General features: G+C 71.2%; 10 protein-coding genes and 1 pseudogene. 9 read left to right on the forward strand and 2 right to left on the reverse strand.

The window, feature by feature from the left end:
* Positions 1–105 precede the first annotated feature (105 nt).
* The 3 genes from ACFYPN_RS01750 (at position 106) to ACFYPN_RS01760 (ending at position 2304) form a co-directional block, all read left to right on the forward strand.
* Positions 106–723, forward strand: coding sequence for a cell division protein SepF (locus ACFYPN_RS01750; protein ID WP_327175244.1), 618 nt, complete (start codon positions 106–108; stop codon positions 721–723).
* A 68-nt stretch (positions 724–791) separates the two neighbouring features.
* On the forward strand, positions 792–1088 hold the full coding sequence (locus ACFYPN_RS01755) for a YggT family protein (protein ID WP_358761052.1): 297 nt from the start codon (positions 792–794) through the stop codon (positions 1086–1088).
* Between the two features lie 49 nt (positions 1089–1137).
* Positions 1138–2304 carry a DivIVA domain-containing protein gene (locus ACFYPN_RS01760; RefSeq protein ID WP_358761053.1) on the forward strand — a complete coding sequence of 389 codons (1167 nt, stop codon included), beginning with the start codon at positions 1138–1140 and terminating at the stop codon, positions 2302–2304.
* A gap of 288 nt (positions 2305–2592) precedes the next feature.
* Here the strand turns inward: ACFYPN_RS01760 and ileS are convergent, their stop codons facing one another.
* Positions 2593–5736: an isoleucine--tRNA ligase gene (gene ileS, locus ACFYPN_RS01765; protein ID WP_389296428.1), complete on the reverse strand. Its 3144-nt coding sequence runs from the start codon at positions 5734–5736 to the stop codon at positions 2593–2595.
* Between the two features lie 550 nt (positions 5737–6286).
* Between ileS and ACFYPN_RS01770 the strand changes: the two genes are divergently transcribed.
* From ACFYPN_RS01770 to ACFYPN_RS01790, 5 genes are all read left to right on the forward strand, one after another.
* Positions 6287–7081 carry a TraR/DksA C4-type zinc finger protein gene (locus ACFYPN_RS01770; RefSeq protein WP_358761055.1) on the forward strand — a complete coding sequence of 265 codons (795 nt, stop codon included), beginning with the start codon at positions 6287–6289 and terminating at the stop codon, positions 7079–7081.
* A 167-nt stretch (positions 7082–7248) separates the two neighbouring features.
* A complete protein-coding gene (gene lspA, locus ACFYPN_RS01775) occupies positions 7249–7908 on the forward strand; it encodes a signal peptidase II (protein WP_389296429.1) in 660 nt (219 codons plus the stop codon).
* 103 nt (positions 7909–8011) lie between these two features.
* Positions 8012–8953 carry an RluA family pseudouridine synthase gene (locus tag ACFYPN_RS01780; RefSeq protein ID WP_358761057.1) on the forward strand — a complete coding sequence of 314 codons (942 nt, stop codon included), beginning with the start codon at positions 8012–8014 and terminating at the stop codon, positions 8951–8953.
* Positions 8950–9441 carry a GNAT family N-acetyltransferase gene (locus ACFYPN_RS01785; RefSeq protein ID WP_358761058.1) on the forward strand — a complete coding sequence of 164 codons (492 nt, stop codon included), beginning with the start codon at positions 8950–8952 and terminating at the stop codon, positions 9439–9441. The genes ACFYPN_RS01780 and ACFYPN_RS01785 overlap by 4 nt, the downstream gene beginning before the upstream one ends.
* Before the next feature lie 200 nt (positions 9442–9641).
* Positions 9642–11228, forward strand: coding sequence for a Na+/H+ antiporter (locus tag ACFYPN_RS01790; protein WP_389296430.1), 1587 nt, complete (start codon positions 9642–9644; stop codon positions 11226–11228).
* Between the two features lie 52 nt (positions 11229–11280).
* Here the strand turns inward: ACFYPN_RS01790 and ACFYPN_RS01795 are convergent.
* Positions 11281–12422: pseudogene (locus ACFYPN_RS01795) on the reverse strand (mechanosensitive ion channel family protein).
* Positions 12423–12459: 37 nt separating this feature from the next.
* On the opposite strand from ACFYPN_RS01795, the gene ACFYPN_RS01800 reads away from it, so the two are divergent.
* Positions 12460–13038 carry a dienelactone hydrolase family protein gene (locus tag ACFYPN_RS01800; RefSeq protein ID WP_358761104.1) on the forward strand — a complete coding sequence of 193 codons (579 nt, stop codon included), beginning with the start codon at positions 12460–12462 and terminating at the stop codon, positions 13036–13038.
* Positions 13039–13066: the final 28 nt, after the last annotated feature.

Raw genomic sequence — 13066 nt, forward strand, 5'->3', positions numbered from 1 at the left:
ACAGCAGAAAATATGGTCATTCCCGATCCTTACGGGAGAGACCACCGTGGATCGCTGGCACTTGGTGACGATTGCCGATCCACCACAGAGCGGAGGAATCGGAGCATGGCCGGCGCGATGCGCAAGATGGCGGTCTACCTCGGCCTCGTGGAGGACGATGGGTACGACGGTCCGGGGTTCGACCCCGACGATGAATTCGAACCCGAGCCGGAGCCCGAGCGGGACCGGCGCAGGCATCAGCCCGCGCATCAGGTGGAGCGGGAGCGCGAAAGGGACGAACCGGTACGAGTGGTGCAACCCCCCGCACCGCGCGAGCCTGTTCAGCTCCCCGCGGACAGTGTGCGACCCGCCCGGATCGCGCCCGTGGCATCCATCACACCTGAACGCCCCAACCTGGAGAAGAACGCGCCCGTGATCATGCCCAAGGTCGTCTCCGAGCGGGAGCCGTACCGCATCACCACGTTGCACCCCCGGACCTACAACGAGGCCCGTACCATCGGGGAACACTTCCGTGAGGGCACTCCGGTGATCATGAATCTCACGGAGATGGACGACACGGATGCGAAGCGACTTGTCGACTTTGCCGCAGGACTCGTCTTCGGGCTTCATGGCAGCATTGAGCGCGTGACGCAGAAGGTGTTCCTGTTGTCGCCTGCTAACGTCGATGTAACGGCGGAGGACAAGGCTCGTATTGCAGAGGGCGGGTTCTTCAACCAGAGCTGAGAACGCGACACGGAAACGACCCGGCCGAGAGGCCGGAGCTACGAGAGCCAGGGGAGGGGAGCGCGGTCATGGGCGTCGCACTCGATGTGGTCAGCGTCGCGCTGATGTGTTTCCTCATCGTGCTGATCTTCCGGCTGGTCATGGACTACGTCTTCCAGTTCGCGCGCTCATGGGAGCCGGGCAAGCCGATGGTGGTGGTTCTCGAGGCCACCTACTCGGTCACCGATCCACCACTCAAGCTCCTGCGGCGGTTGATCCCGCCGCTGCGTCTCGGGGGCGTGGCACTCGACCTGTCCTTCTTCGTTCTGATGATCATCGTCTACATCCTGATCGAGCTGTTCAAGTGGCTTGCGAGCAGCGTGTGAACGATACGGTCTTGCCGACTGCCGACGACTACGTAGAGGTGAAGAAGAGATGCCGCTGACCCCCGAGGACGTGCGGAACAAGCAGTTCACGACCGTCCGCCTCCGAGAAGGCTATGACGAGGACGAGGTCGATGCCTTCCTCGACGAGGTCGAATCCGAGCTGACGCGACTGCTCCGCGAGAACGAGGACCTGCGCGCCAAGCTGGCCGCGGCGACGCGTGCCGCCGCGCAGAACCAGCAGCAGCAGGCCATGCGCAAGCCTCCGGAGCAGCAGCAGCAGCAGGAGAGGCCCGGGGCTCCCGTGCCCGCCGCCATATCGGGTCCGCCGGTCCAGCAGCAGCCCCCGCAGATGGGTCCGCCGCAGCTGCCCGCCGGTCCCAGCGGTCACGGCCCCCAGCAGGGTCAGCACGGCCCCGGCCCGCAGGGCCAGCACGGTCCCGGCCCGATGCAGGGTGGCCCCATGGGCGGTCCCATGGGCTCGATGGGTGGCCCCATGGGCGGTCCCATGGGCCACGCTCCGCAGCAGATGCAGCAGCAGATGCAGCCCATGCAGCAGATGCAGCAGCCGATGCAGCAGATGCAGCAGCCCGGTCAGGGACCCGGCGGCGACAGTGCCGCCCGTGTCCTCTCGCTCGCGCAGCAGACCGCCGACCAGGCGATCGCGGAGGCCCGTTCCGAGGCCAACAAGATCGTCGGCGAGGCGCGCAGCCGCGCCGAGGGTCTGGAGCGCGACGCGCGGGCGAAGGCCGACGCGCTGGAGCGGGACGCACAGGAGAAGCACCGCGTGGCGATGGGCTCGCTGGAGTCGGCCCGCGCGACGCTGGAGCGCAAGGTCGAGGACCTGCGCGGCTTCGAGCGCGAGTACCGTACCCGCCTGAAGTCGTACCTGGAGAGCCAGCTGCGTCAGCTGGAGACCCAGGCCGACGACTCGCTGGCTCCGCCGCGGTCTCCCGCGGCCGCGTCGCTGCCGCCGTCGTCCTCGCTGGCTCCGGCCGGTGCCGGTGCGATGGGTCACGGCATGGGCGCCGGCAACCACGGCGGCCCGTCGATGGGTGGAAACCCGTCCATGGGCCCCGGCCCGTCGTTCGGTGGGCAGCAGCAGATGTCGCCCGCGATGACGCAGCCGATGTCACCGGTACGGCCGCAGGCGCCGCAGCCGATGCAGCAGGCTCCGTCGCCGATGCGCGGGTTCCTCATCGACGAGGACGACAACTGACCGGCACGCGCTCGCTGAGCGCGTAGCCGTCGGCAGGCTGAGGGCCGGGCCCCGGGGATCTCCCCGGGGCCCGGCTCTTTTCCCTGTACCGGTGAGCCGGGGGCGTCCGGTCAACCGAAGCCCGGCAGGGCCGCCCGTACCCGAAGAAATCAACTCAGGCGCGGGTGAATCACCCTGTAGTGGGACGAAGTTGTCGGTACCGTCTGGAAGGCCTGCCTGCTGGGTCGGGGAACGCCGAAGGCCCGGCGGGAGATCCGCCGGGCCTTGGGGTGGCCGAGGAGCAGCCGGTCAGTGCTTGCGGAGGCGGAAGCTCAGGCCCAGGCCCTCGTCCTCGAAGGGGGCGCCGTACGAGTCGTCCGCGTCGCCCCGGGCGTAGTCCAGGGCGAGGACCTCGTCCGTGATGAGCGGGGCGTGCTCGGTGAGCGCCTCCACCGTCGCGGCCGAGTCGGAAGTCCAGCGCACCGCGATCCGGTCCGCCACGTCCAGGCCGCTGTTCTTGCGGGCCTCCTGGATCAGCCGGATCGCGTCACGGGCGAGGCCGGCGCGGCGCAGCTCCGGGGTGATCTCCAGGTCCAGGGCGACCGTGGCGCCCGAGTCGGACGCCACCGACCAGCCCTCGCGCGGGGTCTCCGTGATGATGACCTCGTCCGGCGTCAGCGAGACCGTCTCGCCGTCCACCTCGACCGAGGCGGTGCCCTCGCGCAGCGCCTGCGACAGCGCGGCGGCGTCGGCGTTCGCGACCGCCTTGGCGACCGCCTGCACGCCCTTGCCGAAACGCTTGCCCAGCGCGCGGAAGTTGGCCTTCGCCGTGGTGTCGACCAGCGAGCCGCCCACCTCGGAGAGCGAGGCCAGCGAGGAGACGTTCAGCTCCTCGGTGATCTGCGCGTGCAGATCGGCGGAGAGCGTCTCGAAGCCGGCCGCCGCGACCAGCGCGCGGGAGAGCGGCTGGCGGGTCTTCACGCCCGACTCGGCGCGGGTGGCCCGGCCGAGCTCGACCAGCCGGCGCACCAGCACCATCTGGGTGGAGAGTTCGGGGTCGACCATGGAGGCGTCGGCCACCGGCCACGTGGAGAGGTGCACCGACTCGGGCGCGTCCGGCGTCACCGGGACCACCAGGTCCTGCCAGACCCGCTCGGTGATGAACGGGGTCAGCGGGGCCATCAGCCGGGTCACCGTCTCGACGACCTCGTGCAGCGTGCGCAGCGCAGCCTTGTCGCCCTGCCAGAAGCGGCGGCGCGAGCGGCGGACGTACCAGTTGGACAGGTCGTCGACGAACGAGGAGAGCAGCTTGCCCGCCCGCTGGGTGTCGAAGCCGTCCAGTGCGGTGGTCACCTGGGCCACCAGGGCGTTGAGTTCGCTCAGCAGCCAGCGGTCCAGGACCGTGCGGTCCGCCGGCGCCGGGTCGGCCGCCGACGGCGCCCACTGGGACGTACGGGCGTAGAGCGCCTGGAAGGCGACCGTGTTCCAGTACGTCAGGAGCGTCTTGCGGACGACCTCCTGGATGGTTCCGTGGCCGACGCGCCGGGCCGCCCAGGGGGAACCGCCCGCGGCCATGAACCAGCGCACCGCGTCGGCGCCGTGCTGGTCCATCAGCGGGATCGGGTCCAGGGTGTTGCCCAGGTGCTTGGACATCTTCCGGCCGTCCTCGGCGAGGATGTGGCCGAGGCAGACGACGTTCTCGTAGGCGGACTCGTCGAAGACGAGGGTGCCGACCGCCATCAGCGTGTAGAACCAGCCACGCGTCTGGTCGATGGCCTCCGAGATGAACTGCGCCGGGTAGCGGCTCTCGAAGGTCTCCTTGTTCTTGTACGGGTAGCCCCACTGCGCGAACGGCATCGAACCCGAGTCGTACCAGGCGTCGATGACCTCCGGGACGCGGTACGCCTCCAGTTGGCAGTTCTCCTGGGTGCAGGTGAACGTGATCGCGTCGACGAACGGCCGGTGCGGGTCGAGGTCCGACTGGTCGCTGCCGGTGAGTTCGGTCAGCTCGGCGCGCGAGCCGACGCAGCTGAGGTGGCCGTCCTCGCAGCGCCAGATGGGCAGCGGGGTGCCCCAGTAGCGGTTGCGGGAGAGCGCCCAGTCGACGTTGTTCTCCAGCCAGTCGCCGAAGCGGCCGTTCTTCACCGAGTCCGGGAACCAGTTGGTCTTCTCGTTCTCGGCGAGGAGACGGTCCTTGACGGCGGTCGTGCGGATGTACCAGGACGGCTGCGCGTAGTAGAGCAGCGCGGTGTGGCAGCGCCAGCAGTGCGGGTAGCTGTGCTCGTACGGGACGTGGCGGAAGAGCTTGCCCCGGGCGGCCAGGTCCGCGGTGAGGGCCTCGTCGGCCTTCTTGAAGAAGACCCCGCCGACCAGCGGCAGGTCCTCCTCGAAGGTGCCGTCCGGGCGCACCGGGTTGACCACCGGCAGACCGTACGCCTTGCAGACCTGGAGGTCGTCGGCGCCGAACGCGGGGGACTGGTGGACCAGACCCGTACCGTCCTCGGTGGTGACGTACTCGGCGTTGACGACGTAGTGCGCCTCGGCGGGGAACTCGATCAGGTCGAAGGGGCGCTCGTAGGTCCAGCGCTCCATCTCCCGGCCGGTGAAGGACTCTCCCGTGAGCTCCCAGCCCTCGCCGAGCGCCTTCTCGACCAGCGGGCGCGCCACGACGAGACGCTCCTCGCCGTCCGTCGCCACGACGTACTCGACCCCGGGGTGGGCGGCGACGGCGGTGTTGGAGACCAGCGTCCACGGGGTGGTCGTCCAGACCAGCAGCGACGTCCGGCCGGCCAGCGGGCCGGAGGTGAGGGGGAAGCGGACGAAGACCGACGGGTCGACGATCGTCTCGTACCCCTGCGCCAGCTCGTGGTCGGAGAGGCCGGTGCCGCAGCGCGGGCACCAGGGGGCGACGCGGTGGGACTGGACCAGCAGGTCCTTGTCGAAGATCTTCTTCAGCGACCACCAGACGGAGTCGACGTACTCCGGGTCCATGGTCCGGTACGCGTCGTCCATGTCGACCCAGTACCCCATGCGGGTCGTCAGGTCGGAGAAGGCGTCGGTGTGGCGGGTCACGGACTCACGGCACTTGGCGTTGAACTCGGCGATGCCGTACGCCTCGATGTCCTTCTTGCCGTTGAAGCCCAGCTCCTTCTCGACCGCGAGCTCGACGGGCAGACCGTGGCAGTCCCAGCCCGCCTTCCGGCCGACGTGGTAGCCCTGCATCGTGCGGAAGCGCGGAAAGACGTCCTTGAAGACGCGGGCTTCGATGTGGTGGGCGCCGGGCATGCCGTTGGCGGTCGGCGGACCTTCGTAGAAGACCCACTCGGGGCGGCCCTCGGACTGTTCGAGGCTCTTGGCGAAGACCTTGCCCTCGCGCCAGAAATCGAGCACGGAGTGCTCCAGCGCGGGCAGGTCGACCTGAGCGGGGACCGGGCGGTACTGCGGCGATGTCATGTTCGGGCTTCCTCCGGCGGACGTCTTCCCACTTCCGTCGGAGGGACGAGAGCACTGGGCTCCCGCGGTACCACCCTCCTTGGCCCGGGCGCATGCCCGTGGCCCCCTCATTGGGGTGCGATGCCGGGTCTACTTGCCTGCCTGCGGCGTTCTTCCGGCGGCTCCGGGGTGATCTTCACGACGCGCTCGCCCCCGGGCTTCCACCGACCCCGGGTCGCTCTGGGCTGCGTACGACGCTACTCGTCCCATCCATGCCTCTCGCTGCGCCCAGTGTACGGGGCCGGGAGCCGGACGGCCGACCGGTTTCCCACGGGGTGCCGGGCGGCCCCCGCACTGACCCGAATGGCGCGTCGGCCGCCCACGGGTCTCCCGGCTCCGCGGCGCGGCGGAATACCCGGCGGGGAGCTGGGCACAACGGATGCAGGCGGGCCGTGTACGGGTGCGGGGAGGGGTGGCAGGGCGGCGTGCCCCGTTGCCGCGGGTCATAGGTCGATTTATCGTCCCAGCACGATCCGCGAGCAGGATCGCCCTAGGTGAAGGGGTCGCGCCCATGGTGGCGAAGAAGACCGTCGGACGGGCCGCATCGGCTCCGTCCGCGGACGCGGCGGACGACGGGACGGACGCCGGAAGCGGCGCGGAAGCCGGGGACGGTCACGGCGCGACGGAACCGGAGGCGGCCGCGGCGAAACCCGCGAAGAAGGCCGCCGCAGGGAAGACGGCTGCCAAGAGGACGGCCGCGAGGAAGACCGCCGCCGGGAAGACCCCCGCGAAGAAGAGTGCGGCCCGCACGAGCACGGCGAAGAAGGCCACATCAGCGGCGACGGAGGCGGCGGACGCCGCCCAGCAGACAGGAGAGCAGACGGTGGCAGCCAAGAAGACCGCGGCCGAGGCCGCGTCCGGCGGACCGAGTGCGAGCGCGGTGCCCCAGGCACGCGTGGCGACCGCACCGGGGGAGCTGGCCGTCCGGCCCGGTGAGGACCCCTGGACGCCGGAGGAGGTCGCCGGGGCACGGGCCGAACTCACCGGTGAGGCCACCCGGCTCCGCGCCGAGCTGGAGGCATCCGGGGCGGCCCTCGCGGGGCTGATGCGCGACTCCGGCGACGGGGCCGGCGACGACGAGGCGGACACCGGCACGAAGAACATCACCCGGGAGCACGAACTGTCGCTCGCCGCCCACGCCCAGGAGACGCTGGAGCAGACCGAACGCGCCCTGGCCCGTATGGACGCCGGGACCTACGGCCTCTGCGAGGTGTGCGGCAAGCCCATCGGCAAGGCCCGCATGCAGGCGTTCCCCCGGGCCACCCTCTGCGTCGAGGACAAGCAGAAGCAGGAGAGACGCGGCTGAGGGCTTTCCCGCAGGCGGTGTCCGGCCATGATCCGCCGGACACACCTGACCGTCCGGGGCGCTCCGTGTCGTACTCTCGTCCTCAATCGGCACCACGGCCGTGTCCGGTCGCCCCCGCCGGGCGGCCGGGGCGTGCGGTACCGGACACGACCAGGTTGAGGATTCACGTGGCAGAGGCGGAGCGCACCATCGAAACGCCGGACACCCCCGACGCCCCGGGAGCCGGCGAGTCCGGGTCCCCGACGCCCGCCGACTCCACCGTCCCGGACGGTGCCGGGGACACGGCGGCGGCCGGGGACACGGCGGCGCGGGGGGACGGCGCCACCGCCGTCACGGGCAAGGGCGGGCGGCGGCTCGTCGCGCTCTTCACCGTGGCCGTCGTGGCGTACCTCCTCGACCTGATCAGCAAGACGCTCGTCGTCGCGAAGCTGGAGCACCACGACCCCGTCGAGATCATCGGCGACTGGCTGAGACTGGAGGCGGTGCGCAACCCCGGCGCCGCGTTCAGCATGGGCGAGGCGTTCACGGTGGTCTTCACGGTCATCGCCGCGGCGGTGATCGTCGTCATCATCCGGCTCGCCCGCAAGCTCCGCAGCCTGCCGTGGGCCATCGCCCTCGGCCTCCTGCTCGGAGGGGCGCTCGGCAACCTGACCGACCGCCTCTTCCGCGCGCCGGGCGTCTTCAAGGGCGCGGTGGTGGACTTCATCTCACCGGCGCACTTCGCGGTCTTCAACCTGGCCGACTCCGCGATCGTCTGTGGAGGCATCCTCATCGTGATCCTCTCCTTCCGGGGACTGGACCCGGACGGCACCGTCCACAAGGACTGAGCCCGGCGGGGAACACCGTCCGCTCCCCGCCCACCGGGGCCCGGGGACGGCCGTGGAAGATCACCGGTCACAGCACCGGTGGCCGCAAGGCATACTCGACCAGGTGAGTACGTACCCCGAGATCCGAACCCTGCCCGTGCCCGACGGCCTGGAGGGCGAGCGTGTCGACGCCGCCATCTCCCGGATGTTCGGGTTCTCCCGCACCAAGGCCGCCGAGCTGGCCGCCGCCGGAAAGGTGCAGGTGGACGGCTCGGTGGCCGGGAAGTCCGACCGGGTGCAGGGCGGTGCCTGGATGGAGGTCGAGATGCCGCAGGCGGCTCCTCCGGTCCAGATCGTCGCCGAGCCCGTCGAGGGCATGGAGATCGTGCACGACGACGACGACATCGTCGTCATCGTGAAGCCGGTCGGCGTCGCCGCCCACCCCAGCCCCGGCTGGACCGGCACCACCGTCATCGGCGGCCTCGCCGCGGCCGGCTACCGCATCTCCACCTCCGGGGCCGCCGAGCGCCAGGGCATCGTGCACCGGCTCGACGTGGGCACCTCCGGGCTGATGGTCGTGGCCAAGTCGGAGCGCGCGTACACCCTGCTCAAGGCGCAGTTCCGCGACCGCGTCGTGGAGAAGAAGTACCACGCGCTGGTGCAGGGCCACCCGGACCCGATGAGCGGCACCATCGACGCCCCCATCGGCCGCCACCCGAACCACGACTACAAGTGGGCCGTGGTCCAGGAGGGCAAGCCCTCCGTCACGCACTACGACCTCGTCGAGGCGTACCGTGCCGCGAGCCTCCTCGACATCAAGCTGGAGACGGGCCGTACGCACCAGATCCGGGTGCACATGTCCGCCCACCGTCACCCCTGCGTCGGCGACCTCACCTACGGCGCGGACCCGACCATGGCCAAGCGCCTCGGCCTGACCCGGCAGTGGCTGCACGCCGTCCGGCTCGGCTTCGAACACCCCTCGGACGGCAGCTGGGTCGAGTTCGCCAGCGGCTACCCGGCCGACCTTCAGAATGCCCTCGACACGATCGCCGCGGAGAGCGAATGACCACCCGCACCACCTCGTACACCACCCGGCGGACGCGCGACGAGATGGACCGCGCGGCCTGCTTCCAGGTCCGCAAGGAGGTCTTCGTCGGCGAGCAGGGTGTGCCGGAGGAGCTGGAGTACGACGCGCACGACCGGCCCGGGGCCACCACGGTGCACGTCCTCGCGGTCGGCGAGGACGGCACGCCGCTCGGTACCGGCCGGCTGCTGCACGGTGAGGCGGCGGCCGGGAGGACCGGCGGCGACCTCACCGTCGGCTCGCTGGGCCGGCTCGCCGTGACCGAGTCGGCCCGCGGCCTCGGCGTCGGGGCCGCGCTGGTCCGGGCCGCCGAGGACGAGGCGCGGACGCTCGGACTGGCCGCGGTCGACCTGCACGCCCAGACCCATGCCCTCGGCTTCTACGAGCGCCTCGGCTACCAGGCGTACGGACCCGAGTTCCAGGACGCGGGGATGCCGCACCGCGCCATGCGCCGCACGTTCGCCCCGTAGAAGCCTTCGCCGAGCCGCGCCGCGGGGGAGTCCGCGCACGTCGCGGACCCGGCGTGACAGGGTGGAGCCGCCGCCCGGCCCCGCGCCGGGCGGCCTCCCTCCTCTTCCGTCCGGAGCGGGCTGGGCGCGCGTGCCCCTGAGCCGCCCCCTGACGCAGCCCGGTCCGAACGGAAGACCCCACGCCGCGGAAGGCTCTCCTCGTGGACCAGATGGCACTGCTCCTGCTGCTCCTGCTGGGAGCGGTGATCACGGTGCCGGTGGGGGAGCGGCTGGGGCTTCCGGCCCCGGTGCTGATGACGCTCATCGGGGTGGGGATGGCGTTCCTCCCCTTCGTGCCCAACGTCGACGTGCCGCCGGAGATCATCCTCCCCGCGTTGCTGCCGCCGCTCCTCTACGCCTCCGTCCAGCGCACTTCCTGGCGGCAGTTCGCGGCCAACAAACGGCCGATCTTCCTGCTCGCGGTGGCCCTGGTCTTCGTGACGACGGCGGCGGTCGCGGCGGTCGCCGACGCCGTCGTGCCCGGACTGCCCCTCGCCGCCGCCGTGGCCCTGGGCGCGCTCGTCGCGCCGCCCGACCCGGTGGCCGCCACGGCCGTGGCCGGCTCGCTCGGACTGCCCCGCCGGCTGATCTCCATCCTGGAGGGCGAGGGCCTCTTCAACGACGTGACCGCGATCGTGCTCTACCACGTGGCCATCGCCGCGGCGGTGAGCGGCACCTTCTCGCTCCCGGAGGCCTTCGGGCTGCTGATCCTGTCGGCCGTGGTGGCCATAGCGGTCGGGCTCGCGCTCGGCTGGCTCACCATCAAGCTGATGGGGCTCCTCGGGGACGCCACGCTCCAGGTCGGCCTCACCCTCCTCGTACCGTTCGTCTCCTACGTCCTCTCCGAGGAGCTGATGGGCTCCGGCGTCCTCGCCGTCCTCACCACCGCGCTCTTCCTCGCCGAGCACACCGCCGACGCCGACGACGTGCTGGGCAGGCTGACCGGGGCGACCTTCTGGAACATCGTGGACACCCTGGTCACCGGGATCGCCTTCGGGCTCATCGGGCTGGAGCTCCACAACGTCTTCGGCACCGCGGACGGGCGGGAGCTGCGGATGGTGGGGTGGGGGCTCGCGATCGTCGCCGTGGTCGTCGGCGTACGCCTGCTCTGGCTGCTGCCGGCGACCTGGCTGGCCAAGCGGCTGCACACCCGGCGCGACGTGAGCGAGGAGATCCCGACCAGCTGGCGCGAGACCGTCGTCATGTGGTGGGCGGGGATGCGCGGGGTGGCGTCAGTCGCGCTGGCCCTCGCCGTCCCGCTGAAGACGGACGACGGCGAGCCTTTCCCGGGCCGCGACGAGATCGTCTTCATCGCCTTCGCGGTCATCATGGCGACCCTGGTGTTCCAGGGGCTGACCCTGCCGTGGCTGGTGCGCCGGCTCGGCGTACGTGCCGACACCGACGCCGAACGGGAGCTGGAGAGGAACCTCGCGATCCGTGCCGCCCAAGCGGCCAGGGCGCGGCTCAAGGAGATCCAGCAGGTGGAGGAGTTCCCCGAGGAGGTGCTGGAGCGGCTCCAGCGCGCCGCCTACGACATCGGGGCGCGCATCAGCCCCGACATGGTGGACGAGGAGCGGCGGGACGCCTACGCCCAGCGCGCGAAGCGCTTCAAGGAGGTCAGCCGCATCCAGCGGGAGCTGCTGTCGGCCGCCCGCCACGAGGTTCTCTCGGCCCGCAGCGAGGCCGGCTCCGATCCCGAGGTGGTCGACCGGGTGCTGCGCTTCCTGGACGTGCGCAGCCTGCGCTGAGCGTCACCGGGCGCCCCGCCGCGAGCCGCCGTCAACCACCAGCCGGGAGGCGTCAGCCGCGGCCGGTGCGCGGGGTCCCGTGCAGGGCCGATTTCCTGCCGTCCCGGCGGACGGACGCGGCGGTACGGGAGGTCAGCTCCGGCCACTGGTCGGCCGCGACGAGCGTGGCGGGGCCGTGGCGACCCGGGGCAGGGCGTACGGATGGTGGTCCCGGAGCCAGGCGATCAGCTGCTCCCGCACCGCGCACCGGACCGTCCAGACGTCGTCCGCGTCCTTCGCGGTGACCACGGCCCGCACCTGGATGGTGTTCGGCGTGGTGTCCGTCACCGCGAGTGACCAGTCACGGCCGTCCCAGGCGCCGCACTCGCCGAGGATGTCGCGCATCTTGTCGCGCATCGCACCCATGGGCGCGGCGTGGTCCAGGTGGAAGTAGACCGTGCCGGTCATCTGGACCCCGCCGCGCGACCAGTTCTCGAACGGGCGGCTGGTGAAGTACGACACCGGCATGGTGATCCGGCGCTCGTCCCAGGTGCGTACGGCGAGGAAGGTCAGGGTGATCTCCTCCACGATGCCCCACTCGCCGTCCACCACCACGGTGTCGCCGAGCCGCACCATGTCGCCGAAGGCGATCTGGAACCCGGCGAAGAGGTTGCCGAGGGTGGACTGGGCGGCGACACCGGCGACGATGCCGAGCACGCCGGCCGAGGCGAGCATCGAGGTGCCGACGGTCCGCATCGCCGGGAAGGTGAGCAGCATCGCGGCGACCGCCACCGTGGTCACCACGGCGATCACCACCCGCTGGATCAGCGTCACCTGGGTGCGCACCCGCCGGACCCGGGCCGGGTCGCGGGTGGAGGTGGCGTACCGGGCGTACGAGGACTCCACGACGGTCGCCGCCGCACGGACCACCAGCCAGGCCGAGGCGCCGATCAGCACCAGGCTCAGCACCTGGCCGATCGCCTCCCGGTGGTCGCGCACCAGCTCCACCCGCAGCTGGGCGAAGGTGCCACGCAGCAGGGCCGTCCAGATCACCACCTGGAGGGGTGGCCGGCAGCGCCTCAGCAGGTCCCACAGCGGGGTGTCGGGATGCCGGACGTCCGCCCTCCGCAGCAGTAGGTCCACGAGCCACCCGACCAGCAGGGTGACCGCCACCGAGCCTCCGACGATCAGCAGCGGGCGCAGCACGTTCTCCATCCTGGTGTCCTCCGGGGTCAGGGTGGCAGCTGGCACCATGGGCGGCATGAACATCATGCTCTTCCACTCGACCTACGGGCTCCGGCCCGCGGTGCACGCCGCTGCCGACCGGCTCCGAGCAGCCGGCCATGAGGTGCGCGTGCCCGATCTGTTCGAGGGGCACACCTTTGAAACGCAGGCGGAGGCGCAGGCGTACCGGGAGGAGCTGGGCAAGGACGAGCTCCTCAAGCGGGCGGTACTGGCCGCGGCGCCCTACTCGGAGCAGGGTCTCGTGTACGTGGGCTTCTCGCTGGGCGCGGCCGTGGCGCAGACCCTCGCCCTCGGCGACGAGAAGGCACGCGGACTGCTGCTCTTCCACGGCACCTCCGACCTCGCCGCGAACGCGAGCACCGACGAGCTCCCCGTCCAGCTGCACGTCGCCGATCCGGACGCCTCGGAGACGCCCGACTGGCTGAACAGCTGGTATCTGGAGATGCGGCGGGCCGGGGCGGACGTGGAGATCTACCGCTACCCAGGCGCCGGACACCTCTTCACCGACGACGGGCTGCCCGACTACGACGAGAAGTCGGCCGAGCTGGCGTGGAAGATCGCGCTGGGCTTCCTGGCGACCCTGTGAACCCCGGCGCGGGCCGCGCACGGCGGTG

The organism is Streptomyces sp. NPDC005576, assembly GCF_042871745.1.
Taxonomy (GTDB): Bacteria; Actinomycetota; Actinomycetes; order Streptomycetales; family Streptomycetaceae; genus Streptomyces.